A 26,809-nucleotide genomic window follows, 5' to 3' on the forward strand; every position below is an offset into this window, starting at 1 on the left:
TATACCTCTTTTTTTACATCCCATATTTACTGGGGGGTGTTCGGGGCGCAATCTCGTTGGACCGCCGCCTTTATAGTTATTTTGGGAGGGAAAACGGCAGGTAATGTTCACTATCCTGGCGCATCAGGCAAGGCCTTTGTAATAAACTGTTACACATAATATGGGTGGCATAATGCTCCGGACATATGAATGTTATCCAGAGTTAAATTTCACCGTTTCGTTATGATTGCTATTTTTATCTTTTTCATCAGTCTGATTTCGTTAAAAAGGCGATATATTCTACTAATTTACCTCATGAGTAGTGATATGGTCCATTATCCTAAAAATTAATGGTCTATTATCCTGGTAATCTTTGCTCAATCGTTGTATTGCCTGACATTTGTTTTCATTTTCACAACATGTAATCAACATAAAGTTGCGAGCATGATCTCGATCACAAATGTATAGAAATTTTGCATCGAGAAAAAATGAAAGCACTGATTGTTCGTTATGTAGCCGGATTATTACCCATCATAAGAGACATTTTCTGGTGTTAACGGCGGGTTAAATGCACAAATTCGAGCCATAACTCAGGGTTAAGTTATGGCTCAGAAGAAGGGATCAGGCGTAGACTTTCTCTTTAAATTCGCAGAGGTCTTCAATCAGGCAGGAGCCGCAGCGCGGCTTGCGGGCAATGCAGGTATAACGTCCATGCAGGATCAACCAGTGATGACAGTCGACCTTAAACTCGGCGGGGACCACCTTCAGAAGCTTCTCTTCCACCTGCTCAACGTTCTTGCCAGGGGCGAATTGCGTCCGATTGCAGACGCGGAAGATGTGCGTGTCCACAGCGATGGTCGGCCAGCCAAAGGCGGTATTGAGTACCACGTTGGCGGTTTTACGGCCCACGCCGGGCAGCGCCTCCAGCGCCGCTCTGTCTTCCGGCACCTCGCCGTTGTGCTGCTCGAGCAGGATGCGGCAGGTTTTGATGACGTTTTCCGCTTTGCTGTTAAACAGGCCGATAGTCTTGATATACGATTTCACCCCATCCACCCCCAGCGCCAGCATCGCTGCGGGCGTATTGGCCACCGGATAGAGTTTGGCTGTCGCTTTGTTGACGCTGACATCGGTGGCCTGCGCAGAAAGCAGAACGGCAATCAGCAACTCGAACGGCGAACTGAAATGCAGTTCGGTAGTGGGGTGGGGATCGTTTTCCCGCAGCCTGGTGAGGATCGCCAGGCGTTTGGCTTTGTTCATGTTACGCTTTCCCTGTCACGTCAGACGGGGCGACAGAAACGGCCCGGGCCGCTTGCGCCTTCCGCTGCTTGCTACGTTCATCGATGAGGTATTTTACCGCCAGCATCATGCCGAGGCCAATAAAGGCGCCTGGCGGCAGCATAGCCAGCAGGAAGGGGGTATCCGTATGGAAAACCTCGATGCGCAGCACCTTTGCCCAACTACCAAGCAGGCTGTCGGCGCCGTCAAACAGGGTGCCATTGCCAAGGATCTCGCGCAGGGAGCCCAACACAAACATCGCGCAGGTGGCGCCCATGCCGATAGAAAAGCCATCCAGTGCCGACAGCGCCGGCCCTTTTTTGGCGGCAAAGGCTTCGGCGCGGCCGACCACGATGCAGTTGGTCACAATAAGCGGGATGAAAATCCCCAGCGACTGATAGAGGCCGAAGGCATAGGCGTTGATCAGCATCTGCACGACGCTCACCACCGAGGCGATGATCATCACGTAGATGGGGATCCGGATCTCCGCCGGCGTCCAGCGGCGCAGGCTGGAGATGGTCAGGTTGGTTAAGGTTAGCACCAGGGTGGTCGCCAGACCCAGCCCGAGGGCGTTGGTGGCGGTCGAGGTGACCGCCAGCAGAGGGCACATCCCTAACAGCTGAACCAGGGCGGAGTTATTTTTCCACAGGCCCTGGACGATGACGTCTTTAACTTCGCTCATGGTCATTCTCCACAGGCGGTGAATTCAGGAAGTTGCGCAGGCAGCGTTTGTGCATACAGGCCTGCGCGCTTAACGGCATTGACCACCGCCCGGGGAGTGATGGTGGCGCCCGTGAACTGGTCAAAATCGCCGCCATCTTTTTTGACCGCCCAATGGCTGTCGCCCTGACCGTGGATGACTTTCCCGGCAAAATGGGTGATCCAGTCCGACAGACGAAGCTCGATTTTATCGCCCAGACCCGGCGTTTCATGATGCTCGGTCACGCGGGTGCCGAGGACCGTGCCGCTAAAATCGGCAGCAACCAACAGCTGTATTGCCCCGGAATAGCCATCTGGCGCGGTGGCTTCCATCACCGCGCCGATCGGCTGGTCGTTATTTTTGGCTATCCACACTTTATGCTGGCCTTTGCCCAGCGCCGGGGCGCTGACCAGATAGCAGCTCTTGAGCAGATCGTTATTATAGCGGTCGGCGGGTAAGACCTGATCAAATAACGCTTTCTGCTGCAGGGCCGCCTGCTGATCGATAGTGCTTTTCGTCAGTTCATTGATCGCCGCCGTCAGCCCGGTGGAACCGGCGGCAAACAGCGCCAGCGTGACGCCGTGTTTTCGCATCGTTTTTAACATCATCGCTCTCTCAACGGTGGCCGTACACGCGCGGGCGCGTGTAATAATCGATCAGCGGCACGGTAATATTCGCCAGCAGAACGGCAAATGCCACGCCATCCGGGTAACCGCCGAAGCTGCGAATAAGCCACACCAGCAGGCCGGCGAGGGCGCCGAAGATCAGGCGGCCGCGGTTGGTTGTTGAAGCCGTCACCGGGTCGGTCAGAATAAAGAAAGCACCGAGCATGGTGGCGCCAGAGAACAAATGCATCTGCGGCGACGCCAGGCTTTGCGGCGAGAATAACCAGCCGAGGGTGGCACACAGACCAAGGCTAATGAGAAAGCTGACCGGAATATGCCAGCGGATCGCTTTCTGCCACAGCAGGAACAGACCGCCCGCCAGCCAGGCGATATTCACCCACTGCCAGCCGAGGCCCGCCAGTACGCCACCGTAAACCGGCAATTGCAGCACCTGCTGGACGCTATGCCCGGCATGCAGAGAGGTTTTAAAGGTATCCAGCGGGGTGGCCTGGCTGACGCCGTCGATACCCAGTCGCAGGCTGGCCATGTCGCCCCCGGCGGCGGTATGCCCGGTAAAGATCATCTGCAGCACATCGCTGAACGCCGGAACCTGGGCGGCAATTTCATATGAAGGCAGCCAGGAGGTCATCTGTACCGGGAATGAAATCAACAGCACGACGTAGCCGATCATCGCCGGGTTGAAGGGGTTATGGCCTAATCCACCGTACAGCTGCTTGGCGATCACCACGGCAAAGGCAGTGCCGAGCACCACCATCCACCAGGGGGCCAGCGGCGGAATACTCACCGCCAGCAACAGGCCAGTGAGCAGGGCGGAGTTGTCCTTCAGGGTCGCCACAATATGCTGTTTGCGCAGTTTGAGAATAGCGGCTTCCGTTGCCCAGGCCGTCAATGCGGCGAGGACAATCTGCAGTACGGTACCCCAGCCGAAAAACCAGGTCTGGACCACAATGCCAGGCACGGCGGCGAGCAGCACCAGCAGCATAATACGCGAGGTCTGCCGCTGGTTATGGGTATAGGGGGAGCTTGCGATTCTGAAAACCATTTATTCCTCGTTAACTGCCTGCTGTGTTGCTTTACGCGCCTGAACGCGGGCGATAGCCGCGGCGACGGCCGCTTTGCGTGGGTCGTCATTGGCTGCGGCTGACGCGAGATCCGGTTGTGCGGCCTGTTGTTCGGCTTTGCGCGCTTTGGCGCGGGCGATGGCGGCTTCCACCGCGGCTTTACGCGGGTCGACCGGCTCGGCTACCGGGGCTTCCACCGGCGCAGCCTGCTGTTCGGCTTTACGCGCTTTGGCTCGGGCGATAGCGGCTTCCACCGCGGCTTTACGCGGGTCGACCGGCTCGGCTACCGGGGCTTCCACTGGCGCGGCCTGCTGTTCGGCTTTGCGCGCTTTGGCACGGGCGATAGCGGCTTCCACCGCGGCTTTACGCGGGTCGACCGGCTCGGCTACCGGGGCTTCCACCGGCGCGGCCTGCTGTTCGGCTTTACGCGCTTTGGCGCGGGCGATAGCGGCTTCCACCGCGGCTTTACGCGGGTCGACCGGCTCGGCTACCGGGGCTTCCACCGGCGCGGCCTGCTGTTCGGCTTTGCGCGCTTTGGCACGGGCGATAGCGGCTTCCACCGCGGCTTTACGCGGGTCGACCGGCTCTGCTACCGGGGCTTCCACCGGCGCGGCCTGCTGTTCGGCTTTGCGCGCTTTGGCGCGGGCGATAGCGGCTTCCACCGCCGCCTTGCGTGGATCAGCTGCGTCGGTCGACGGGGTTTCCACCGACGCGGCTTGCAGCTGTGCCTTGCGTGCCCGGGCTTCGGCCTTCCGCGCTTCGCGGGCGGCAATCGCCTCGCTGTTATCCGGTTTGGCGCCGGACTGAATCACGATCGGTTGCGCGGCATCACGCTGTTTGTCGCGTACCCGGGCGAGGGCGGCGTTAATCGCATCCTGATCTTTGGCGGCAGGCTGAACGGCAGCTTTTTTATGCCGTTCGGCGCGGGCGGCTTTTTCACGCTCCAGGCGCGCCTGTCGGGCTTCGAATCGCGCTTTAGCTTCTGCGGCGCGCTGCTCTTCCTGGCGAATCGCGCTGATCTCCGCTTTCTCCTGACGGAAGTACTGCACCAGCGGAATATTGCTAGGGCAAACCCACGCGCAGGCGCCGCATTCTATGCAGTCCGCCAGATTGTGCGCGATAGCTTTATCGTGCTGCTGGCCTTTGCTGAACCAGTACAGCTGCTGCGGCAGCAGATCGGCCGGACAGGCGTCGGCGCAGGCGCTGCAGCGAATGCAGCCTTTCTCTTCCTGCGGCTCGCCCATCTCGCTGGCGGAAGGCGCCAGCAGACAGTTGGTGATCTTCACCACCGGGACATCCAGCCCCGGCAGGGTAAAGCCCATCAGCGGGCCGCCCATGATCACCATTGGCTCGGCGCTGGCGCAGAAGCCGGCGTCGTTAAGCAGATGGCGTACCGGGGTACCAAGGCGCGCCCAGACGTTGCCCGGCCGCGAGACCGCCTCGCCGGTCAGGGTGACCACGCGCTCCGTTAACGGCTCGCCGTCAATCACCGCGCGTTTTATCGCATAGGCCGTCCCCACGTTCTGCATCAGCACGCCAATATCCGACGAACGACCGCCATGAGGCACCTGCTTGCCGGTGAGAATTTGGGTAAGCTGCTTGGCCCCACCGGAGGGGTATTTAGTGGGGATCACGCGCAGCGAGATGCCATGGGCGTCGCAGAGCACCGCCCGCAGCATCGAAATGGCCTGCGGTTTATTGTCTTCAATGCCGATCAGCACTTCGTCAGGCTGCAGAATATGCGCGAGGATGCGGATCCCGTCGACAATCTGCGCGGCGCAGTCCTGCATCAGGCGGTCGTCCGCCGTGATATAGGGTTCGCATTCGGCGGCGTTAATAATCAGCGTCTTAATTTTATCGCCGCCGCCGCGCAGTTTGCTGCCGGTGGGGAAACCGGCGCCGCCGAGGCCCGCGACGCCAAACTGATGAATGCGTTCGATAAGCGCTTCGCGCGTACGGACCTGATAATCACTCCAGCCATCGCGCTCAATCCAGCGGTCTTCGCCGTCGGCGTCAATGATCACGCTCATCTCCGCCAGCCCCGACGGATGAGCGGTGGTGTGCGGGGCGATGGCGGTAACGGTACCGGAGGTCGGGGCGTGTACGGGCAGCATTCTTCCCCATCCGCGGGTCAACGGCTGGCCGCGCAGCACCCGATCGCCCACCTTGACGCACAGTTCGCCTTCGGCGCCAATATGCTGCTTGAGCGGAATGATAAGGCGCTGCGGCAGGGACACCTGGCGCAGTGGGGTACCGTTAGACTGGGTTTTCATTTCGGGCGGATGAATACCGCCGTTAAAATCCCAGACTTTATCTTTTCGGAAAGCGGAAAATAACTTAAACATGTTGTTCCACAGGAATATTGCGCACCGGGATCGCATGGAGATCCCATTTCCAGGTTTCCGGGGTGGTCGCCACCGGAACGAGCGAAATGCACTGGGTCGGGCAGGGGGCTACGCACAGATTACAACCGGTGCACAGGTCGTTCATCACGGTATGCATGGCGCGGGTTGCCCCGACAATCGCATCCACCGGACACGCCTGGATGCATTTGGTGCAGCCAATGCAGTTCGGCTCGTCGATTACCGCGAGCATACGAACTGGCTCCGCCTCCTGTTCATCGCCATCGACCGGCTGCGGGTCGACGTTCAGTAAGGCGGCGATTTTTAACATTACGGCTTCGCCACCCGGCGCACAGCGGTTAATTTTTTCACCCTGGGCACCAACAGCTTCCGCATAGGGACGACAGCCGGGGTAGCCGCACTGCCCGCACTGGCTCTGCGGCAACAGTTCATCAATTTTTTCCACCACCGGGTCGTCCTGCACCGCGAAACGGCGGGAGGCATACCCCAGTATTAAGCCGAAAATCAGCCCTAACAGGCTGATGGCGATCACGGCTATCCAGACTGCGCTCATTACAACTTCACCAAACCACTAAAGCCCATAAAGGCCAGAGACATTAAACCGGCGGTAATCAATGCGATGGCATTACCGCGAAACGGCGCGGGCACATCGGCCACCACCAGGCGTTCGCGGATCGCCGCGAACAGCACCATCACCAGCGAGAAACCGACGGCGGCGGCAAAGCCGTACAGCGCGGACTGCAGGAAATTGTGCCCCAGATTAATATTCAGCAGCGCCACCCCGAGTACGGCACAGTTGGTGGTGATCAGCGGCAGAAAGATACCCAGCAGGCGATAGAGCGCCGGGCTGGTTTTACGCACGACCATTTCAGTGAACTGAACCACCACGGCGATGACCAGAATAAAGGCCAGCGTGCGTAAATAGACCAGATTTAAGGGGATAAGGATCCAGGTATCAATCAGCCAGGCGCAAATAGAGGCCAGCGTCATCACGAAGGTGGTGGCAAGCCCCATCCCCATTGCGGTTTCCAGCTTTTTGGAAACCCCCATAAACGGGCACAGACCAAGAAACTTCACCAGAACGAAGTTATTGACCAGGACTGTACCAATAAAGAGCAGTAAATAATCAGCCATCATGCGACCTGAAACGAAAAAAAGCCGCTTATTATCGAATAAAACGATACCGGCGACAACAGGTTAAGTGTGGGGTTATTACGGATGAACAAAGGTCCGTTTTACCCGCTGGGAACGGCGAAAATAGGGCGCCAGGAGCGCGGCAGCCAAGAGTGGAAACAGCAGCTGGCGCAAAGCAAGGACATCCGAGACGGGAGAGAAGGCAAATGCCTTTATCGCCAGCAGCAGGGTGATGAGCAGCCAGATAATATAGTGCTTAGGGACCAGCGAGCGCCGCTTAAAGAACGCGATGGTCAGCCAGAGCGTGTAATACCACATGGCGACGGCAAACAGCAGCGAAGCGAGCCACAGCGCCAGATGTCCGGTGCTCATGGCGCGGAGCAGGGCATACGTCTGCGTCGACATGAGAGCATTAGCAAAAAACAGCAGCGATAAGGAGGCGCTCAGCAGCGCCACCAGCAACCAGGCCAGCGGTGCCAGCAGCCATCCGCCAATGCGTTCTGCAGATTGAGACGTCATGTTACTCCCCTATTCAACGCCAGTAATGAAAATCAGGCCGGGAAGTATAAGCAACTGGCGTGAAGGATGACAGCCTTACTGCACGAATCGCCAAACGGATTTAGGCACCTGGCCCACATCGAACAATTTACCACCGGAGACCAGCTCTGCCCGGCGGTGGTCGGCCGCACGATACATATTCACGATCTCTTCGGTGTCGGTCAGGGAGTAGTTAAGGTGATCAAATAGTTTTTCAAGACTTTCGAGCGAACTGATTTTGCGGAATTTTAATAAATAGTCCAGAACGGTCATTTTCGTATCCATTTTATAATCGGAATAATTATGTTGAATATTATCAGCATTCACTAAACCTACTCTCAACCAACGGCGCCTTCTGAATGGGGCCGGGTGGAATGATTCAGGTTATATAAACCCATGACAAGGGGCGAGAGCCGACCTTGAAGAGCAGGGAGAAGTTTAAGAATATTCTAAAACCAGACCGGGCGCCGAATGGCGCCCGCAAGAGAAGATTAACGCTGTTCGCCGTGACTGGCAATAACAGATTTGTACCAATAAAAACTCTTCTTTCGTTTGCGTGCCAGATTTTGCTGGTGATCGACATAGACAAAGCCGTACTGTTTTTGATATCCGTTGAGCCAGCTCAGCAGATCGATAAACGACCAGGGATAATAGCCGCGCACATCCGCCCCCAGCGCCAGTGCCTTTTCCAGGGCGCCAATATGGCTGCTCAGGTAGTCGATTCGCGGATCGTCGACCACTTCTCCGGCAATTATCGGGTCTTTCGCTCCCAGGCCATTTTCGGTGATATAGATCGGGATATCGCCATAGCGTTCCTTGATCATCATAATGCCGTCCGTCAGCCCCTGCGGCCAGATTTCCCATCCCCATTCGGTATAGGTGCTCTGCGGATTACGCACGAAATAGAACAACCCCTCCACGCCAGGTTCGCCACCGGTGGGGATGTTGGGCGGCTGGGCGGACACCGTTTCCCGGCGATAGTAATTCAGCCCGATAAAGTCACAGCGATTCTCGCGCAGTAGTGTGTCATCGTCCGGGGCAAAGCGTGGTACCCCCCACAGAGCCTGGGTCTGCGCCAGCAGGGCGGCAGGATAGGTGCCTTTCAGTACCGGGTCGTAAAGCCAGTGGGTGTGGATGGCGTCAGCCAGTTCGGTGGCTTTTTTGTCCGCCTCACTGTCGGTGAGCGGAGTATGCGGCTGTAGCACATTGACGAAGCCAATCTCGCCCGCCACGTTCATCTCGCGGAATGCCTTGACCGCCAGCGCATGGGCGATAAACACGTGATGACAGGCCTGAATGGCACGCGCCGGATCGCGCACCGCCGGGGGATGCAGACCGTTAATGTAGCCGTGGCCAATGAACACGATGGTTTCGTTAAAGGTCGCCCACAGCTTCACCCGTGAACCAAAGCGCGCATAGCACAGGCGGGCGTACTCGGCGAAGGCCTCGGCGGTAGTGCGTGCTTCCCAGCCACCCTCATCCTGCAGGGCCTGCGGCAGGTCCCAGTGATAGAGGGTGATCATCGGCTCAATATTGTGCGCCAGCAGTTCGTCGATCAGATCGCTGTAAAACTGTACGCCGGCTTCATTCACTTCGCCGCGCCCAGCGGGCAGCAGCCGGGGCCAGGAGATGGAGAATCGATAACTTTGCAGGCCCATTTCGGCCATTAACGCAACGTCTTCGCGAAAACGGTGATAGTGGTCGACCGCGACATCGCCGGTGGTGCCTTCAAAGGTGGTACCCGGCAGGTGAGAGTAGATGTCCCAGATTGACGGTCCTTTACCGTCTGCGTCGTGCCCACCTTCAACCTGATACGCTGCGGTAGCGGCACCCCATAAAAAATTGTGCGGAAAAGCGGCCATGAAAAAGCTCCCAGTCTGATGATAGAGGGAGTGTAATCAAAGCAAGGATAGCTGTGCAACCGGTTTCTGAAACCGGTTGCACAGTTGCGAGGCGGGTCACTGTTTCACGGCGGGGCTACTTTGTCTGCACCACATCCACTGGCGGTGGCGACTGGTAGTTATCAATATGGTGGGCGATAACCAAAAGCAGTGCGGAAATCCCAAAAACAATCCAGCCAATAAGTTCTACAATACGGGTAAAAACAGTCGTCATAACACTTCAGTATCCTTTGAACACAGTGGGAAATGTTACTCCATGGTCAGCAGATCACAAGGGGTATCTGTCTGATTTTGCACGCATGCGGGAAAACAGCTGTGAATCAAATGATAAATTTTGCTCATTGTTTGTAAGATTATTCTCATCTACGCGATATTGACATTAGCTGAATAAGTGAGGCGGTAACATGAGTGACGCGATCCGGGTAGGGCTGATAGGCTACGGTTACGCCAGCAAAACGTTTCACGCGCCGCTGATCGGCGGCACGCCGGGCATGGCGCTGACGAGGGTCTCCAGCAGCGAGGCCGGCAAAGTCCATGCCGACTGGCCGGGGGTCAGGGTGGTGAGTGCGGCAAAAGACTTGCTCAACGATCCTGATATTGATCTGGTCGTCATCGCCACCCCGAACGATACCCACTTTCCGCTGGCGAAAGCGGCGCTGGAAGCGGGCAAACATGTGGTGGTGGATAAACCCTTTACCGTGACACTGTCACAAGCACGCGAGCTGGAGAGTCTGGCGAAGCATTGCGGCCGGGTGCTGTCGGTGTTTCATAACCGCCGCTGGGACAGTGACTTCTTAACCGTCAGGGCGTTAATTAACGAAGGTCAGCTGGGGGAAGTGTGTTACTTTGAGTCGCATTTCGATCGCTTCCGCCCCCAGGTGCGTCAGCGCTGGCGTGAGCAGGGTGGTCCCGGAAGTGGCATTTGGTACGATCTGGGGCCACATCTGCTCGATCAAGCGGTGGTGCTCTTTGGCCTGCCGGTGAGTATCACAGTCGATCTCGCTCAACTTCGCCCCGGCGCGCAATCCACCGACTATTTTCATGCCGTGCTGGCCTATCCCCAGCGGCGGGTGGTGCTGCATGGCACATTGCTCGCTGCGGCGGAGAGCGCGCGCTTTATCGTCCACGGCTCGCGGGCCAGCTATATTAAGTTCGGCCTTGATCCTCAGGAGGAACGGCTAAAAAACGGTGAACGACTGCCGCAGGAGGACTGGGGGTATGATATGCGCGACGGTACTCTGACCCGCGCCGAAGGCGACGAACGAAGCGAGGAGACATGGCTGACGCTGCCGGGCAACTATCCCGCCTACTATGCCGCCATTCGCGATGCGCTTAACGGGGAGGGAGAAAACCCGGTCCCGGCCAGCGAGGCGATTCAGATCATGACGTTGATTGAGCTGGGTATCGAGTCTGCCAGACATCGCGCCACGCTCAGCCTGGTGTGAGGGGGAGCCCGGCAGCGCTGCCGCCGGGCCGGTGATCAACCTTTCGCCACCCGCTGAATGAGAGCGGCTTTTTCCTGTTCGCTCAGAAACGCCTGGGTCAGACCGTTGATCTGTGCCTGACGGATCTGCTCCCTGCTCAGGCCCGCCGCCGGCGCCGCCACGGTGTACTCGTGAATGATATCAACGCCCTGCACCGCCGGATCGTCAGTGTTGAGGCTCGCCAGCACGCCGTGCTCAAGGAACTGCTTCAGCGGATGCTGGGCCAGCGAAGCCACGGTGCTGGTTTGCACATTCGAGGTCAGGCACGATTCAATGCCGATCTGATGTTCGGCCAGGTAGTCCATCAGGGCCGGATCCTCTACCGCTTTGACCCCATGACCGATGCGCTCCGCGCCCAGCTCGCGGATGGCCTGCCAGATACTTTCCGGTCCGGCCGCTTCGCCAGCGTGGACGGTAATATGCCAGCCAGCGTCGCGGGCCTGATTAAAATGGTTGAGGAACAGCGCGCCCGGGAAGCCCAGCTCATCACCGGCCAGATCCAGCGCGGTGATGCCCTCGCGGTGGGCGAGCAGCGCCGCCAGCTCTTCCTGACAGGCCGCTTCACCGAAGGTGCGGCTCAGAATGCCGATCAGGCGGGCGTCGACCTGAAAATCGCGGCTGCCTTCACGTACGCCCGCGATCACCGCCTCTACTACGCCGTCGACAGGAAGCTGGTGGGTCATCGCCATATAGCGGGGAGAGAAGCGCAGCTCAACGTAGTGCAGGCCATTGCGCGCGGCGTCTTCGACGTTCTCGTATGCCACGCGACGGCAGGCTTCCAGTGAGGCAAGGACTTTTACCCCCCAGTCGAGCTTGGCAAGAAAACTGACCAGATCGGGCTCAAGGCTGGTGACCTGGACGTGGGGACGCAGCGTGTCGAGGGTGGAAGCGGGAAGGGCGATATTAAACTCGCGGCCAAGATCGAGGATGGTTTGGGCCCGGATGTTACCGTCAAGGTGGCGGTGAATGTCGGTTAATGGCAATGAAGAATCAATCATGGTCGCACTCTTTTTTTAGTTAAAGTGCACGTCATTATACAACATGTACATAACTGTTTAAAAGCATTGAAAAAATCCATTCGATACAAACAGCTGGGGCTTCTCTGGTCACTTTTCCGCTCTTTTTCGCTGCGCCATTTTACAGCGAGCACGACGTTCATGATTGACGCGATCCTGACCAGACCAGAAAAGCACAGGCGCTGACCGCGGCGCCGGCAAGGCAAACCGCCTGCCATCCCCAGTGAGAATAGAGCTGGGTGGCGACGATAGCGCCTGCCGCGCTGCCCAGCGAATAAAAACACATGTAAGCCCCAACCAGGCGGCTTGCCGCTGCAGGCCTGGCGGCAATAATCAGACTCTGGTTGGTGACATGAACGGCCTGCACCGCAAAGTCCAGTGCGATAACGCCCGCTATCAGCCAGAGCAGAGAGGTTTCGGCACAGGCGATAGGCAGCCAGGAGAGCGCCAGCAGCGCCAGCGCCAGGCCGGTCGTGCGCTGCGCCCATCCCTGGTCAGCCCATCTGCCCGCCCTTGAGGCGGCCAGCACGCCAGCGATGCCGGCTAAGCCAAACATCCCTGTCTGGGTGTGCGACAGGGAAAGAGCGGTGAGCGGCATGACCATGGTCGTCCACAGCATGCTGAAAGCGGCGAAGATCAGCAGCGCCAGGATCCCGCGCTTTCTCAGTTGCGGTTCAGTGAGATACAGCTGAAAAACTGACTTCAGTAAGGATAGATAAGTGGGCTTTTGCGGCTGCGGCGGGGGCGAAGGCATGACTTTCCAGACGACGCCGGCAATCAACAACATCAGACAGGCAGCCGTGAGATAAACGGCTCGCCAGCCGGCGATATCAGCGATCGCCCCTGATATAAAACGAGATAACAGAATGCCTGAAACAATGCCGCTGGTCAGGGTACCTACCGCCTGGCCTCGTTTCTGCGGCGTCGCCAGTATCGCCACCCACGCCACCATCAACTGCACCACCACGGCCATCAGCCCGACGATCAGCATGGCACCCAGCAGGATCGCGATATTAGGGGATAACCCTGCCACGACTAACGCCGCCACTGACAGCAACAGCTGAGTCAACACCACGTATTTACGGTTCAACCAGTCCCCGAGCGGAACCAGGAACAGCAAACCAATGGCATAGCCCGCCTGCGTTGCCGTGACGACGCTGCCAATCATACCGGGCGACACCTTCAGGCTGACCGCCATCGAGTCGAGTAAAGGCTGAGCTGAATAAACGTTGGCTACCGCCAGCGCGCAGGTCAATGAAAACAGCGCCGTTATCCCCGCGGTCAGCATCGTGACAGGGGCGGACGCGGTCGGGATCTTGTGCTCGGTACACAAACTTGCCTTGCATTTCATAAGAGGCCTGCACTCTGGTTGCTTTTTAAAACTAGTATGCTTATAAAACTAGCCATAGTGGTTTTCTTTTGCAACTGCTACGAGGGGAGATTAAGCTGGCAACAGCAGACTGATAGACGGAGAGCACGCAGATGGCGAAACAGGAATCACTCAGAACCAGTGAATGTCCGGTGGCAAGAACGCTGGAATCAATTGGAGAACGCTGGTGCCTGATGATTATTCGCGAGGCATTTGACGATGTGCGGCGATTCAGCGAGTTTCAAAAGAATCTAGGGCTGGCCAAAAATATCCTTGCCTCGCGGCTGAAGCACCTGGTCGATATCGGTATTTTCGCGATTTTACCGGCATCGGATGGCAGCGCCTACAAGGAATACGTCCTGACTGAAAAGGGGAGATCTGTGTTTCCCATTGTTGTGGCGATGCGGCAATGGGGAGAGCGTTATATGTTTGATAAAGGGGAAACCTATTCTGTCCTGCTGGATAACGAACACGGTCAGCCGCTTCAGTATCTGGATGTGCGTTCCGCTCAGGGAGATAAACTGCAACCAGGCGACTGCCATCGCCGGCGCGTAGTGTCGGATATCAGCGGCGAATGAAGGTCTGAAGGGGAGCGCGATCCCAGCAAGAGTACGAGCGTACCACTAAGTGGTCCTGGAACCATCCTGACGTCTCTTTTCGTGGCGGCTCCTGATGGCACCCCCAGGACGCCGCGACAGGCGAGCCTCCGTCCGCCGCAGAATGCTGTGCATAATCATTTGCATTTATATTTTATTTGAATGTATTCATGTTACATATTAAATTCTGCTTACTTTATCGACGATGAGGCAAGGATGCGGATGTGGAGAGCGTAATCCATAACAATATTGAGGGTTTTCTGCTGCTGCTATTAAGCATGTGGCCGATTCTGATTGTGGTCTTTATTGGCGTTGCGATTTCATTCTATACCATGCTGTTACGCAAAACGGCGCTGGCCTGCCTGCTGTTCGCCGTCGCTATCGGCGCCGCAGGCTGGAGTCTCGCTTAGCATCCGATCTCAGGGTTTATCCAGCAGACTCATGCTGGAGGTGGCGGCGCCATCATTGAGATTGGACGGTGCATGCCAGTCGCGGCCAGCCAGCGCGCTATCGCCCTGGCCGCTGCTGGCGACCGTATCCTGTTGCGTCGACATCGTCGAGCCTTCCAGCGCTTCATCGGCCCCCGACTGATCGGGCAGGGAGCTGGTATACCCGCCATTGTTTGAGTAAGTATCCATACCATTCACTTCATTCGGTACCGTGTCGGTGGTGGTGCCATTATCGTTTATGCAAAATGATCCGCCAATGCCGTTAGGCTGGCAGTCCGCAGCGAAAGCCGGGACAGCCAGCGACGCCAGCAACAATAGCGGTAAGCCGATTTTCTTCATTCTCATCTCCATGCGCAACGTGGCTCGACAGATGCTCTCTACTATAGAGAAGGACAGGGCGGTGGAAGGTGACAAAACTGTTTAATTTTGTAATAGCGTACCGACTGCCGGTTGCCTGTTCGCTTCAGCACGTCGGGGCATGCTGCGCCTTCCCGGGTCGGCGCAATGCGGTAATCAATTGTTAATTCAACGTAAAGGTTAATGAAAATTTAAGAGAAGGCCGCTATGTTGGCGATATCACTCTTTCCATTAAGGAAATTCCATGCGCGATAAATATTCGGGCCTGCAGATCGGTATTCACTGGTTGGTCTTTTTGCTGGTGGTGGTGGCTTATGCGGCAATGGAGCTACGTGGATTTTTTCCCCGTAGTGACCGGCCGCTGATTAATATGATTCATGTCTCCTGCGGGATCACCATCTGCGCGCTGATGGTGGCGCGTTTGCTGGTGCGGCTGAAGTCGCCAGCGCCGCCGATCGTGCCGAAACCGTCGCCGATGATGACCGGTTTTGCTCATCTCGGCCATCTGGTTATCTATCTGCTATTTATTGCCTTGCCGCTGATCGGGATGGTGATGATGTACTGGCGCGGAAATCCCTGGTACGCCTTTGGCCTGACCATGCCGTATGCCCCGCAGAGCGATTTTGAGCGGGTGGACACCCTGAAGGCGATCCATGAATGGTTAGCCAACGCGGGCTACTTCGTGATTGGCCTGCATGCCCTTGCCGCGCTGGTCCATCATTACTGGTGGAAAGATAATACCCTGCTGCGGATGATGCCCCGTAAGCGCTAAATAGTCGTTACCGTTTTGCCTGACCCCGTCCCGCGACGGGGTTTTTTTTGCCTTTATGGGCAATAAAATATAGTATACCCCCCTATATGATACGGAGGCGTAATCGTGCCACATTCACCTGAAGATAAAAAACGGGCGCTCAGTCGCGTACGCCGCATCCGCGGCCAGGTCGAGGCCCTCGAGCGCGCGCTGGAGTCCGGCGAACCCTGCATGACAATCCTGCAGCAGATTGCCTCGATTCGCGGTGCGGCAAATGGCCTGATGGGCGAAATGGTGGAGATCCACCTGCAGGACGAGCTGGTTAGCGGCGAGACCACCCCGGACCAGCGGGCCGCGAGAATGGCAGAGGTCGGTCATCTGCTACGATCCTATTTAAAATAACATCACGACGAGGAAGAGACAGTTATGAAATCACGCGCAGCAGTTGCCTTTGGTCCTGGCCAGCCGTTAAAAATCGTTGAGATTGACGTCGCGCCGCCGAAGAAAGGCGAAGTTCTGGTGAAAATCACCCACACCGGCGTGTGTCACACCGATGCCTTTACCCTCTCCGGCGACGATCCAGAGGGTGTTTTCCCGGCGGTACTGGGCCATGAAGGCGGCGGGGTTGTCGTGGAAGTGGGCGAGGGCGTTACCAGCCTTAAGCCGGGCGACCACGTGATCCCGCTGTATACCGCCGAATGCGGCGAGTGCAAGTTCTGTAAGTCGGGTAAAACCAATCTCTGTCAGGCGGTGCGCGCCACCCAGGGCAAAGGGTTGATGCCGGACGGCACCACCCGTTTCTCCTATAACGGCGAACCGATTTATCACTATATGGGCACCAGCACCTTCAGCGAATATACGGTTTGCGCCGAGATCTCGCTGGCGAAAGTCAATCCGCAGGCGCCGCTGGATAAAGTGTGCCTGCTGGGCTGCGGTGTCACCACCGGTATCGGCGCGGTGCACAACACGGCGAAGGTCAAGCCCGGGGATAGCGTCGCGGTCTTTGGTTTAGGCGGCATTGGTCTCGCGGTGATCCAGGGCGCGGTGCAGGCGCAGGCCGGGCGTATTCTGGCGGTCGATACCAACCCGGATAAGTTCACCCTCGCCAAAGAGATGGGCGCAACCGACTTTATCAACCCGAACGACTACGATAAGCCGATTCAGGATGTGATTGTCGAGTTGACCGACGGCGGGGTGGATTTCAGCTTCGAGTGCATCGGCAATGTCAATGTGATGCGCGCCGCGCTGGAGTGCTGCCATAAAGGCTGGGGTGAGAGCGTGATCATCGGTGTAGCCGGTGCGGGCCAGGAGATCAAGACCCGTCCGTTCCAGCTGGTGACCGGCCGCGTGTGGCGCGGTTCCGCCTTCGGCGGCGTGAAAGGGCGCAGTCAGCTGCCGGGAATGGTGGAGGACGCCATGGCTGGTAAAATTCGCCTCGACCCGTTTATTACCCATCGCCTGCCGCTGGAGCAGATTAACGAGGCCTTTGATCTGATGCATGAAGGCAAATCGATTCGCACCGTGATCCACTTTGGCGACCAGTAATCGCTAACGCTGATGGCGTATCGTCACCGATAAAAAAAGGGCCCGGATGGGCCCTTTTGCTTAGGTCGATCAGTGATGATCCGGGAGCGCGTAGGCGATAATGTAATCGCCGCGATCCGGTGACTGACGGGCGCCGCCAGCATTGATAATAATGTACTGCTTACCGGTTTTCGGTGAGACGTAGGTCATCGGGCCGGACTGGCTACCGACCGGCAGACGCGATTTCCAGATCTCTTTCCCGTTCGCGGTATCAAAGGCGCGCAGGTAGAAATCCTGGGTACCGGCGAAGAACAGCAGTCCGGACTGCGTGGACAGCGACGCGCCAAGGGTCGGCATGCCGATCGGAATGGGCATGTGCATCCGGATCCCCAGCGGCCCGGTATCTTCTACGGTGCCAACCGGTACCTGCCACACCAGTTTGCCGGTTTTCAGATCCACCGCGGACATGGTGCCGAACGGCGGTTTCTGGCATGGAATGCCCAGCGGCGACAGGAAACGTTCGCGCATGGCGCCAAACGGCGTACCTTCCATCGGCACGATGCCCATCTCGATCCCGCTGGCGTCTTTCGCCACCTTCGCGCGCGGCACCATATAGTTGGCGAGACCCAGACGCATATCGTTGACGAACATCAGGCTGTTGTTCGGATCCACCGAAACGCTGCCCCAGTTCATGCCGCCGAGCGAGCCCGGGAACTGCAGGGAACGGTCTTCACCTGGCGGGGTAAAGACGCCCTGATGGCGCATCTCTTTGAACTGAATACGGCACAGCAGCAGGTCGATCGGTGTCGCCCCCCACATATCGGATTCGGTCAACGTCTGGTTGCCGATCATCGGCATCCCTACCGAGTAAGGTTGCGTCGGAGAGTAGCGTTCCCCTTTGACGTTGCCCGCCGGTACCGGACGCTCTTCCACTTTGGCCACCGGCTCGCCGGTCTCGCGGTTGAGCATGAAGATCATGCCCTGCTTGCTGGTTTGCACCAGCACCGGGGTGGTACCACCCTTGCCGTCAGGCAGATCGTACAGCAGCGGCTGAGACGGCAGGTCAAAGTCCCACAGATCGTGGTGCGTGGTCTGGAAGTGCCAGCGCACCTGGCCGGTGGCGGCATCCACAGCCACGATAGAGGAGCTGTATTTATCGTCCAGCGCGGTACGTTCGCCGCCAAAGAAATCTGGCGTGGCGTTGCCGGTTGGCAGATAGATCAGATTCAGCTTCGCGTCGTAGGACATCGCCGACCAGACGTTTGGCGTACCGCGCGTATAGGTCTGGCCTTCCGGCGGAACACCGGTCAGCGCTGGATTGCCGGGATCCCACGCCCACGCCAGTTTGCCGGTGTGGACGTCAAACGCGCGGACCACGCCCGGCGGTTCGCCGGTGGAGTAGTTATCCGCGACGCGGCCGCCCACCACTACCACATTGCCCGCTACCAGCGGGGTGGAGGTCTGCTGATAGTAGCCCGCTTTCACTTCACCCATGCCGACGCTGAGGTCGACAATACCGCCATCGCCGAAGCTTTCGCACAGTTTGCCGGTATCGGCATCAATGGCGATCAGGCGGGCGTCGATCGTCGGCAGGAACAGACGACGGGAACAGGCGGCAGGCTGCGTGCCTGACGCTGGCGCGGTTTGCGCCTGGCTCTCTTCGTAATAGCCTAAGCCGCGGCAGCGCTGCCAGTTGGGCGAAGAGGATTTGGAGTCATAGCGCCATTTCTCTTTTCCGCTGTCCACATCCAGCGCCAGCACTTTGCTGTAAGGGGTGCAGACGTACAGAGTATCGCCAATCTGCAGCGGGGTGTTTTGATCTTCCGCCCCGGAGCCATTGCTCTGCGGGATATCGCCAGTATGCGCCACCCAGGCCACCTGCAGCTGGTTGACGTTCTGTTTGTTGATTTGGTCCAGCGCGGCGAAACGGTCGCCGTGGGTGGTATTACCCCAGTGCGCCCAGTTTTTCTGCTGTTCGCCCGGCGCGACGGGCTTCACTGGCACCGCTTCAGTGGCGCTAACCAGTGGTTCGGATTTGAACATCCAGCCAAAGCTCACCGCCAGCGCCACGGCGAGAACGGCGGCGACGCCATATGCCGGGCCTTTTTTTGCCGGTGGGCTGGCGAGGAAAGGCCAGACCAGGGCGGCAAGGAAGGCCAGGACGCCGAGCGCAAACAGGCGCGAGAAGAGCGGCCAGTAGCTCCAGCCAGCGTCACTAATCGCCCAGATCACCGAGGCGATAAACGCCACGGCGTATAACAGAATACCGCCGCGGCGGTTGCGGAAAATCAACACCGCCGCGATGACCATGACCACGCCCATCAGCGCGAAGTACAGTGTACCGCCGACGAGGGCCAGTTTTGCCCCAAGAATACCCACAGCCAGACCGATGATGAGCATCAGTCCGGCGAGAAGCCACTGCAGGATCCGGGGGAATCCGCGCGGCGCGTTGCCAGTTGCCATGTAATCTCCTTAACCACTCCCGCCACTTCATCGTGAACCAAATGAAACAGGTGTTTTCTGTTTTATTTTTGAATGAAGAGGTTTGTACCTTCATAAACGCAGGTTTATTGCTTGATGTGATTTCAAATGAACCATTTGGTGAAATCGCGATATGATAGATCTGTTAAAGAAATTTACGCAATTGTTAATGAATGATTTCGCACTAAATGATTATTTTGCTAAATGTGTTGCGCCGTCCGTCGCACCACATCGACGTACGTAGGCTCCCCGGCAGGGCTACCGGGGAGAAAGCGGGGTCAGGCAGGCATTGACTTGCGGATGGCGCTGAGCAAGGTTTGCGTACCTGGCGTGAGCGTCGCATCGACGCGGGTCAGAATGCCGATGGGCTCTCCGGCGCCCTGGGTGGCAATCGGCAGGGCGCTCAGCACACCCCGGCGAAGATCGTCTTTCACCGCTCCGGAAGGTACGAACCACACATAGTCAAAATCGACCGTCAGCTGGCGTGACAGCGAAGCCGAGAGGGTCTCGATACAGCCGGCGGGCATTTTACAGCCCTGGCTCTGGAGCAACGTTTCGGCGTTTTGCCGCGGTACGGTGCCCTTCGGCGAAACGACGACGGGCCACTCCATTACCCGGCTCAGGGTCACGGTCTCCTGAAGCAGGGGGTGTCCCGGGCGAACCACCAGTTTCAGGGATTCGAGGAACAGCAGTTCATAGTTGAGTCCACTCATCAGATCCGGGTCGGACATGCGTCCGATACCGATATCGATCTCCCCGGATTTTAACCCCGCCAGCAGCATGGTGTTGTTCATGGTGGCGACCTGCAGCGTGATGTCTTTTTGCTGCTTATGGAACTGGCCGATCACCGTTGGCAGGATCCCCAGCGCGGCGGTAGGCAGCGCGCCGATACGCACAATGTCGTTATTCAGCCCCTCTTTACGGTTCAGCGCCTGACCCGCTGAGTTAAGGGCATCAAGTACCTTAACGGCATGAGTCAGAAACTGTTCGCCGACCAGGGTGAGTTGCGCCCCCAGGCGGCCCCGCTCGAACAGCCGGGTACCGGTTAGCTGTTCAAGCTCGTTAAGCGTTTTCGAGAGTGCAGGCTGGCTCAGATTTAAAGTTTCAGCCGCGCGCCCCAGCGTTCCCTGTTGAGCGACGGCCACGAAGGTGTGTAGATGGCGCAAGCGAATGCGCTGACTGAAGAGACCATTTTTTTCCATAGTAGATGATGTTAAAAACACAGCGGTGAAAGAGACAAGCGGCCTTGTTTAAATTTGATAACCAGATAGCAAAATATTATTAACATTTGACCTGATTACATTACAAGATCTTTCCCCACGGTTTAAAACGCCTTCCCCCCGCAGGACGAGGGGAAGGCGTTTATCGGCGTGGCCGCTAGATATCGAAAAAGACGGTTTCGTTTTCGCCCTGCAGATAAATATCGAAGCGATAGATCACTTCCGAACCACGAACCTCGCGTTCGGCGATTAAGGTTTTGCGTCTCACTTCCCACTCGATCAGATTCAGCACCGGGTCGCTGGCGTTGGCCTCATGTTCATCGGCGAAATACATCCGCGTGTTCAGGCCAATGTTGATCCCCCGGGCGACCACCCACAGGTTGACGTGCGGCGCCATCAGGCGGCCATCGCGGCCGACAACCGGGCCCGGCTTAATGGTGTCAAAGCGCCAGACGCCGGAGGTGAAATCTGAGCAGGTACGCCCCCAGCCGCGGAAGGCCGGGTCGACGGCTTTCTGTTGCTGACGGTCATCAGGATGGTTATAGCGTCCTGCGGCGTTGGCCTGCCAGATCTCCAGCAGCACATCACGGACCGGTGTTCCGGAGCCGTCGATAACCCGGCCTTCAATGGTGATCCGCTCCCCGGTGGTATCCGCGGTGGTGAGGACCGGGCCAAAGTTTTTCTCAAAAATATGAAAACCCGCGGCGTCAGGCGCCAGACCGATATGAACATAGGGTCCCGCGGTCTGCGAGGCGGTTTCAGGCAGATACTCTTTCATCGGGCGGCCCCCTGAGTGCGATTTTCAAACAGCGTGGCGCGATGGCCGCGCAGAACAAGGTCAAAGCGGTAGGCCAGACAATCCAGCGGTACGGCGGCGTGCATGTCCAGCTCGGCGATCAGCGTGCGCACGGCGTCGTCATTATTAATGGTTCGGACGATCGGACACTGTTTGATCAGCGGATCGCCTTCGAAATACATCTGAGTGATCAGGCGCTGCGCCCAGGCTTCACCCGAGAGCGAGAAATGAATATGCGCCGGACGCCAGTCGCTGGCCTGGTTACGCCACGGGTAGGGGCCGGGCTTGATAGTGCGAAAACAGTAATAGCCGTTTTCATCGGTCAGCACCCGGCCGCAGCCGCCGAAGTTCGGGTCAATCGGGGCCAGATACTGATCTTTTTTATGTCGGTAGCGGCCGCCGGCATTGGCCTGCCAGACTTCCACCAGGGTGTTTTTCATCGGTCGGCCAAAACCATCGCGCACGTAACCGTGCACAATGATCCGCTCGCCAATCGGCAGGCCTTCTTTGGCGTAATTAAGGATAAGATCGTTATCCAGAGGGCCCAGATCGTCACGGCTAAAGACCGGCCCGGTGATCTCTGACAATGAGTTCTGCAGGGAGATCAGGGCATTCTTCGGTGAGCGCAGGACGCTGGTTTTATAGCCCGGCGCGTAAGCGGGCGGGTGGCTACTGTAATCGCGATGGATAACCTCGCGCGGGGACCATTTGTCGTTCATCGGGTACTCCGTGTAGACGGTAGAGGGGCATGTTGTTGTAATGTCGCCAGAAACAGTGTGTGTAAATGTATTGTTAATTTAAAGTGAAATTACCGGGTGTTTTTCATAACCGTGGGTTATGTTTTGTGCAATGACTGCTAGCGGAAGCAGGTTATCGCCATCACAGTTTGTAAATTCTTCCCCCCGCCAGGAGGCAGCTTTCCTACACTCCAGGAAGTATTCACTGGAGGTAACACATCATGGCGAACACCATCACGGCTGATGAGATTCGGGAGCAGTTTTCGCAGGCCATGTCGGCTATGTACCAGCAGGAAGTTCCGCAATACGGGACGCTGCTGGAGCTGGTGGCTGACGTCAATCTCGCGGTACTGGAAAATAATCCGCAGCTGCATGAACAACTGGCCAATGCCGACGAGCTGGCGCGCTTAAATGTGGAGCGCCACGGCGCAATCCGCGTGGGCACAGCGGAGGAACTGGCGACGCTGCGTCGCATGTTTGCCATCATGGGGATGTATCCCGTCAGCTATTACGATCTCTCACAGGCCGGCGTGCCGGTCCATTCCACGGCCTTTCGTCCCATCGACGATGCCGCGCTGGCGCGCAATCCGTTTCGGGTTTTCACCTCGCTGCTGCGCCTGGAGCTGATTGAAAATCGCGCCCTGCGCGAGCGGGCCGAGGCCATCCTTGCCCGGCGCAAAATCTTTACCCCCCGCTGTCTGGCGCTGATTGCGCAGTATGAAGCTGAGGGCGAATTCACCTCTGCCGACGCGCGCGAGTTTGTGCAGGAGGCGCTGGAGACCTTCCGCTGGCACCGGCATGCCACCGTCGATGAGGAGACCTACCATGCTCTGCATCGCGAGCACCGCCTGATTGCCGATGTGGTCTGCTTTCCGGGATGCCATATCAATCACCTCACGCCGCGGACGCTGGATATTGACCGCGCCCAGGCCCTGATGCCCGAGTGTGGTATTGAACCCAAAGCGCTGATTGAAGGGCCACCGCGCCGGGAGGTCCCGATCCTCCTGCGGCAGACCAGCTTTAAGGCGCTTGAGGAGCCGGTGATGTTCGCCGGTGAGCATAAAGGCACCCACAGCGCCCGCTTTGGCGAAATTGAGCAACGCGGCATTGCGCTAACGCCAAAAGGACGCGCACTGTACGACCGACTGCTGCAGGCGGCAGGGACAGGAAAGGACAATCTCAGCCATCAGCTGCATCTGCAGGAGGTATTCCGCGAATTCCCCGACAGCGAATTTCTGCTCCGTCAGCAGGGGTTGGCCTGGTTTCGCTACCGCCTGACGCCCGCCGGCGAGGCGCATCGCCAGGCGTTTCGCCCGGGGGACGATCCGCAGCCGCTGATTGAGCGCGGGTGGGTGGTCGCCCAGCCGATTATTTATGAAGATTTTTTACCGGTCAGCGCGGCGGGCATTTTTCAGTCTAATCTGGGCAACGAAACGCAGGCGCGCAGCCACGGGAATGCCAGCCGCGAAGCCTTTGAGACGGCGCTGGGCTGCCCGGTGGAGGATGAGTTTGCCCTGTACCGACAGGCGGAGGAGCGCAGCAAACGACGTTGCGGTCTGCTGTAAAATCAGTACCCTGCTGGCATCAGCCTTACAGGGAGCAGGTTATGCAACATCCGTCGAAACCGTTGGCGAAAACCCGCCAGGGAACCGTATCCGGGAGCGCAGAGCAGGGGATCCATATCTGGCGCGGCATTCCGTATGCCGCGCCGCCTGTGGGCCCGCTGCGCTGGCGCGCGCCGCAGCCTCCTGCCCGCTGGCAGGGCGTCCGCCAGGCCGACGCCTTTTCCGCCGCCAGCTGGCAGGACATTGACTACTGCCGTGAGCTCGGCGGCGGCGATCCCGGCGCTTTCAGCGAAGACTGCTTATATCTCAATATCTGGGCACCTGCTGCTGCGGCGCAGCCGCTGCCGGTGATGGTCTGGCTGCACGGCGGCGGGTTTACCATCGGCGCCGGCAGCCTGCCGCCTTACGATGGCAAAGCGTTAGCCAGCCGCGATGTGGTGGTGGTGACGGTCAACTACCGGCTGGGCCATCTCGGCTTTTTCGCCCATCCGGCGCTGGAAGAAGAGGCGGGCGAACGTCTCTATAATTTCGCGCTGCTCGATCAGATTGCCGCCCTGCAGTGGGTTCAGGAGAATATCCACGCCTTCGGCGGGGATGCCGCCAACGTCACGCTGTTTGGCGAATCCGCCGGGGCGCGCAGCGTGCTGTCGCTGATGGCCTCGCCGAAAGCGAAAGGGTTGTTCCATAAAGCGATTATTCAGAGCGGGTATACGTTACCCGACCTGCCGCGAGAGAAGGCGCTGGAGAAAGGCCGCCTGCTGGCGGAACACTTTGCCTTACCGCAAGCCAGCGCTGAGGAATTGCGGGCGATCCCGGCGGAGGCCTTCTGGTCGCTCACCGCGCCGCTGAACACAGGGCCGGCCCCCATCGTTGGCGACGCGGTGCTGCCGCAGCCGATGCTGGAGACCTTTTTTGCCGGGCGCCAGCATCCAATGCCGGTGATGATCGGCTCCAACAGCGATGAAGCCAGCGTGATGGCCGTGTTTGGCGTCGATATCGCCGGGCAGATTCAGAAGCTGCGCCGTGAGCGCCGCCTGGGACTGGGGCTGATCAAACTCCTTTATCCCGGCGTGAAGGGCGATGAGGCGCTGGGGCGGGAAGTGTGCCGCGACATGGCCTTCACCACCCTCGGCTATGTGGTGATGCAGGCGCAGCAGCGCGTGGGGCAGCCGTGCTGGCGCTACTGGTTTGATTATGTTGCGGAGGCGGAGCATGACACCTATCCGCACGGCGCCTGGCATGGCAACGAGGTGCCCTACGTGTTTGATAACCTGCGGTTGACCGACCCGGTGTGTCAGTATGCCAGCGAAGCGGATCTGGCCTTCGCCGCTCAGGTGGCTGACTATTGGGCCCAGTTTGCCCGCGTCGCCAGCGGCGACCAGGCGCTTGCCGGCGCGGTGCGCTGGCCAGCGTGCCTGCGCGGACGGGATCGTCTGTTGCGCATTGGCCTGCATAAGCGTGCCGGCTTTAAAGTGGAAAATCGCTTTATGCGCGCCCGGCTGGCGCTGTTTCGCCGGGTGATGAAGCATCACGTGACGCTGGAGTAAATGCGCTGAGGTGCGGCTGAGCAACTGCCGCCACCGGTTGGTGGCGGCGTTCACTCACATGACGACCACGGGCTTTATCACCTTGCCAGACGCCGAATCGGCGAAAGCCTGGTTGATATCGGCCAGCGGGTAGCGAACGATAAGCTTATCGATAGGGAATTTCCCCTGCTTATACTGCTGCACCAGCAGTGGAATAAACAGCGCCGGGACGGCATCACCCTCAATCACCCCGACCAGCGACTTGCCCTCCGCCATCAGATCGTTCTGCACGTTAAAAGTGATATCCCCGGTAAAGCCGACGATGGCCACCGTACCTAATGGTTTCACCGCGTGCACGGCCTGCAGCACGATGGCCGATACGCCAGTGGTTTCTACCGCGTAGTGAGCGCCTTTGCCGGTGATCTGTTTGATCAGGGCGACGGCATCCTGTTCCTTGCCATTGATCTGATGGGTGGCGCCCAGTTCGCCCGCGAGGGCGAGGCGACTGGTATGAATATCGACAGCGATGATCTGCGAACAGCCGGTTAATTTCGCCGCCATGATGGCGCTGAGCCCCACGGCGCCGCAGCCAAACACCACAATGGATTCCCCAATCACCGGTTTCAGGCGGTTGAGCACCGTCCCGCTGCCGGTCTGGATGCCGCAGCCCAGCGGGCCGAGCAGGGTGAGATCGACCTCCGGGTCGACCACCACGGCGTTGCTGGCGCGGGTGACCACATACTGGCTGAAGGACGACTGGCCAAAGAACAGGGACAGATCCTGATCGCCCAGCCGATAGGGGGTGGTGCCATCCTCGCGTCGGCCGCCAAAATTAAGCGTATTAAAATCTTCGCAAGCTGAAGGGTGGTTGCTTAAACAATTTTCGCAATGGTGGCAGGCGGCATAGCTGAGCACCACGTGGTCTCCGACTCTGATACCGCTGACTGCTTCCCCGACGCTGGCGACGATCCCGGCGCCTTCATGGCCGAGGATGGCAGGCATAGGCACCACTCCCGGGTTATCGCGCATCACCGCGTCGGTATGACAGACCCCGGTGGCGACAATTTTCACTAATATCTCATCCTTCCCCGGAGGGGAGACGTCGACATCCTTGATGACGAAAGGTTGCTGGTAGCCCAGCGTGACGGCTGCTTTCACTTGCATGGCATGACTCCTGAATGAATTCCCTGGAGAGCGTGGCGGGACAGCCCGAACGGCTCTCCCGTGTTGGCCGCTAACATGAAGAAATATAGCGGTTACCGGTGAAAAGTTAGCACCGGATGTGGCGGAAATTTGCGCCAATCGTGCCTAAAGAAAACGCAGGGCGGCGGGGCATAGGTGTGATGAATATAACGCAGCGAG

27 protein-coding genes are annotated in these 26,809 nt (G+C 58.3%); 8 read left to right on the forward strand and 19 right to left on the reverse strand.

Annotated elements, in window-relative coordinates; all coding sequences use genetic code 11:
• Window positions 1-600: 600 nt before the first annotated feature.
• From nth to blr, 11 genes are all read right to left on the reverse strand, one after another.
• Window positions 601-1,236: an endonuclease III gene (gene nth, locus DTA24_RS13240; RefSeq protein ID WP_008804641.1), complete on the reverse strand. Its 636-nt coding sequence runs from the start codon at window positions 1,234-1,236 to the stop codon at window positions 601-603.
• Between the two features lies 1 nt (window position 1,237).
• Window positions 1,238-1,936, reverse strand: coding sequence for an electron transport complex subunit E (locus tag DTA24_RS13245; protein ID WP_008804642.1), 699 nt, complete (start codon window positions 1,934-1,936; stop codon window positions 1,238-1,240).
• Window positions 1,937-1,938: 2 nt separating this feature from the next.
• Window positions 1,939-2,559: an electron transport complex subunit RsxG gene (gene rsxG / locus DTA24_RS13250; RefSeq protein ID WP_032691405.1), complete on the reverse strand. Its 621-nt coding sequence runs from the start codon at window positions 2,557-2,559 to the stop codon at window positions 1,939-1,941.
• A 10-nt stretch (window positions 2,560-2,569) separates the two neighbouring features.
• Window positions 2,570-3,622, reverse strand: a complete 1,053-nt coding sequence (gene rsxD / locus DTA24_RS13255) for an electron transport complex subunit RsxD (protein WP_023297737.1) — start codon at window positions 3,620-3,622, stop codon at window positions 2,570-2,572.
• Entirely contained in the window at window positions 3,623-5,986 is a 2,364-nt protein-coding gene (rsxC, locus tag DTA24_RS13260; RefSeq protein ID WP_094954831.1) for an electron transport complex subunit RsxC, read from the reverse strand.
• Window positions 5,979-6,557, reverse strand: a complete 579-nt coding sequence (gene rsxB / locus DTA24_RS13265) for an electron transport complex subunit RsxB (RefSeq protein WP_008804646.1) — start codon at window positions 6,555-6,557, stop codon at window positions 5,979-5,981. The genes rsxC and rsxB overlap by 8 nt, the downstream gene beginning before the upstream one ends.
• Complete coding sequence (rsxA, locus tag DTA24_RS13270; protein WP_002907658.1) at window positions 6,557-7,138, reverse strand: electron transport complex subunit RsxA; 582 nt, start codon at window positions 7,136-7,138, stop codon at window positions 6,557-6,559. The genes rsxB and rsxA overlap by 1 nt, the downstream gene beginning before the upstream one ends.
• A 78-nt stretch (window positions 7,139-7,216) precedes the next feature.
• Window positions 7,217-7,657, reverse strand: coding sequence for a DUF2569 domain-containing protein (locus DTA24_RS13275; protein WP_008804647.1), 441 nt, complete (start codon window positions 7,655-7,657; stop codon window positions 7,217-7,219).
• Between the two features lie 75 nt (window positions 7,658-7,732).
• On the reverse strand, window positions 7,733-7,948 hold the full coding sequence (gene ydgT, locus DTA24_RS13280; protein WP_004202843.1) for a transcription modulator YdgT: 216 nt from the start codon (window positions 7,946-7,948) through the stop codon (window positions 7,733-7,735).
• Between the two features lie 218 nt (window positions 7,949-8,166).
• On the reverse strand, window positions 8,167-9,537 hold the full coding sequence (locus tag DTA24_RS13285; RefSeq protein WP_008804648.1) for a GH1 family beta-glucosidase: 1,371 nt from the start codon (window positions 9,535-9,537) through the stop codon (window positions 8,167-8,169).
• Between the two features lie 115 nt (window positions 9,538-9,652).
• The gene (gene blr, locus DTA24_RS13290; protein WP_043875189.1) at window positions 9,653-9,790 is read right to left on the reverse strand and encodes a division septum protein Blr; all 138 of its coding nucleotides are present in this window, start codon (window positions 9,788-9,790) and stop codon (window positions 9,653-9,655) included.
• A gap of 190 nt (window positions 9,791-9,980) precedes the next feature.
• On the opposite strand from blr, the gene DTA24_RS13295 reads away from it, so the two are divergent.
• Entirely contained in the window at window positions 9,981-11,021 is a 1,041-nt protein-coding gene (locus tag DTA24_RS13295; RefSeq protein ID WP_008804649.1) for an oxidoreductase, read from the forward strand.
• A gap of 35 nt (window positions 11,022-11,056) precedes the next feature.
• Here the strand turns inward: DTA24_RS13295 and add are convergent, their stop codons facing one another.
• Both add and DTA24_RS13305 read right to left on the reverse strand, forming a co-directional pair.
• Window positions 11,057-12,058, reverse strand: coding sequence for an adenosine deaminase (gene add, locus DTA24_RS13300; protein ID WP_012541536.1), 1,002 nt, complete (start codon window positions 12,056-12,058; stop codon window positions 11,057-11,059).
• A 157-nt stretch (window positions 12,059-12,215) separates the two neighbouring features.
• Complete coding sequence (locus DTA24_RS13305) at window positions 12,216-13,364, reverse strand: MFS transporter (RefSeq protein WP_032746760.1); 1,149 nt, start codon at window positions 13,362-13,364, stop codon at window positions 12,216-12,218.
• Window positions 13,365-13,558: 194 nt separating this feature from the next.
• Between DTA24_RS13305 and DTA24_RS13310 the strand changes: the two genes are divergently transcribed.
• Window positions 13,559-14,023 carry a winged helix-turn-helix transcriptional regulator gene (locus tag DTA24_RS13310; RefSeq protein ID WP_008804652.1) on the forward strand — a complete coding sequence of 155 codons (465 nt, stop codon included), beginning with the start codon at window positions 13,559-13,561 and terminating at the stop codon, window positions 14,021-14,023.
• A 242-nt stretch (window positions 14,024-14,265) separates the two neighbouring features.
• Window positions 14,266-14,451 (forward strand): hypothetical protein, encoded by a 186-nt coding sequence (locus tag DTA24_RS13315; RefSeq protein ID WP_008804653.1) that lies wholly within the window; start codon window positions 14,266-14,268, stop codon window positions 14,449-14,451.
• 9 nt (window positions 14,452-14,460) lie between these two features.
• Here the strand turns inward: DTA24_RS13315 and DTA24_RS13320 are convergent, their stop codons facing one another.
• The gene (locus tag DTA24_RS13320) at window positions 14,461-14,829 is read right to left on the reverse strand and encodes an RND transporter (RefSeq protein ID WP_088717262.1); all 369 of its coding nucleotides are present in this window, start codon (window positions 14,827-14,829) and stop codon (window positions 14,461-14,463) included.
• A 262-nt stretch (window positions 14,830-15,091) separates the two neighbouring features.
• Here DTA24_RS13320 and cybB point away from each other — a divergent pair, with 262 nt between their 5' ends.
• The 3 genes from cybB (at window position 15,092) to DTA24_RS13335 (ending at window position 17,143) form a co-directional block, all read left to right on the forward strand.
• The gene (gene cybB / locus DTA24_RS13325; protein WP_008804655.1) at window positions 15,092-15,619 is read left to right on the forward strand and encodes a cytochrome b561; all 528 of its coding nucleotides are present in this window, start codon (window positions 15,092-15,094) and stop codon (window positions 15,617-15,619) included.
• A gap of 105 nt (window positions 15,620-15,724) precedes the next feature.
• Window positions 15,725-16,000, forward strand: coding sequence for a metal/formaldehyde-sensitive transcriptional repressor (locus DTA24_RS13330; protein WP_004101746.1), 276 nt, complete (start codon window positions 15,725-15,727; stop codon window positions 15,998-16,000).
• 24 nt (window positions 16,001-16,024) lie between these two features.
• Complete coding sequence (locus DTA24_RS13335) at window positions 16,025-17,143, forward strand: S-(hydroxymethyl)glutathione dehydrogenase/class III alcohol dehydrogenase (RefSeq protein WP_012968056.1); 1,119 nt, start codon at window positions 16,025-16,027, stop codon at window positions 17,141-17,143.
• Between the two features lie 69 nt (window positions 17,144-17,212).
• Here the strand turns inward: DTA24_RS13335 and DTA24_RS13340 are convergent, their stop codons facing one another.
• From DTA24_RS13340 to pcaH, 4 genes are all read right to left on the reverse strand, one after another.
• A complete protein-coding gene (locus DTA24_RS13340) occupies window positions 17,213-19,585 on the reverse strand; it encodes a glucose/quinate/shikimate family membrane-bound PQQ-dependent dehydrogenase (protein ID WP_100750974.1) in 2,373 nt (790 codons plus the stop codon).
• 296 nt (window positions 19,586-19,881) lie between these two features.
• Complete coding sequence (locus DTA24_RS13345; RefSeq protein WP_012541541.1) at window positions 19,882-20,805, reverse strand: LysR substrate-binding domain-containing protein; 924 nt, start codon at window positions 20,803-20,805, stop codon at window positions 19,882-19,884.
• A gap of 175 nt (window positions 20,806-20,980) precedes the next feature.
• The gene (gene pcaG, locus DTA24_RS13350; protein WP_072045454.1) at window positions 20,981-21,601 is read right to left on the reverse strand and encodes a protocatechuate 3,4-dioxygenase subunit alpha; all 621 of its coding nucleotides are present in this window, start codon (window positions 21,599-21,601) and stop codon (window positions 20,981-20,983) included.
• Window positions 21,598-22,338 carry a protocatechuate 3,4-dioxygenase subunit beta gene (gene pcaH / locus DTA24_RS13355; RefSeq protein WP_008804660.1) on the reverse strand — a complete coding sequence of 247 codons (741 nt, stop codon included), beginning with the start codon at window positions 22,336-22,338 and terminating at the stop codon, window positions 21,598-21,600. Before pcaH ends, pcaG begins: the two co-directional genes overlap by 4 nt.
• 239 nt (window positions 22,339-22,577) lie before the next feature.
• Between pcaH and DTA24_RS13360 the strand changes: the two genes are divergently transcribed.
• Complete coding sequence (locus DTA24_RS13360; protein ID WP_008804661.1) at window positions 22,578-23,921, forward strand: VOC family protein; 1,344 nt, start codon at window positions 22,578-22,580, stop codon at window positions 23,919-23,921.
• 41 nt (window positions 23,922-23,962) lie between these two features.
• Complete coding sequence (locus DTA24_RS13365) at window positions 23,963-25,468, forward strand: carboxylesterase/lipase family protein (RefSeq protein WP_032730519.1); 1,506 nt, start codon at window positions 23,963-23,965, stop codon at window positions 25,466-25,468.
• Window positions 25,469-25,522: 54 nt separating this feature from the next.
• Here DTA24_RS13365 and DTA24_RS13370 read toward each other — a convergent pair whose 3' ends face one another.
• Entirely contained in the window at window positions 25,523-26,611 is a 1,089-nt protein-coding gene (locus DTA24_RS13370; RefSeq protein ID WP_044613563.1) for an NAD(P)-dependent alcohol dehydrogenase, read from the reverse strand.
• Window positions 26,612-26,809: the final 198 nt, after the last annotated feature.

Source organism: Klebsiella sp. P1CD1, from assembly GCF_003790505.1.
GTDB classification, from domain to species: Bacteria; Pseudomonadota; Gammaproteobacteria; order Enterobacterales; family Enterobacteriaceae; genus Klebsiella; species Klebsiella variicola.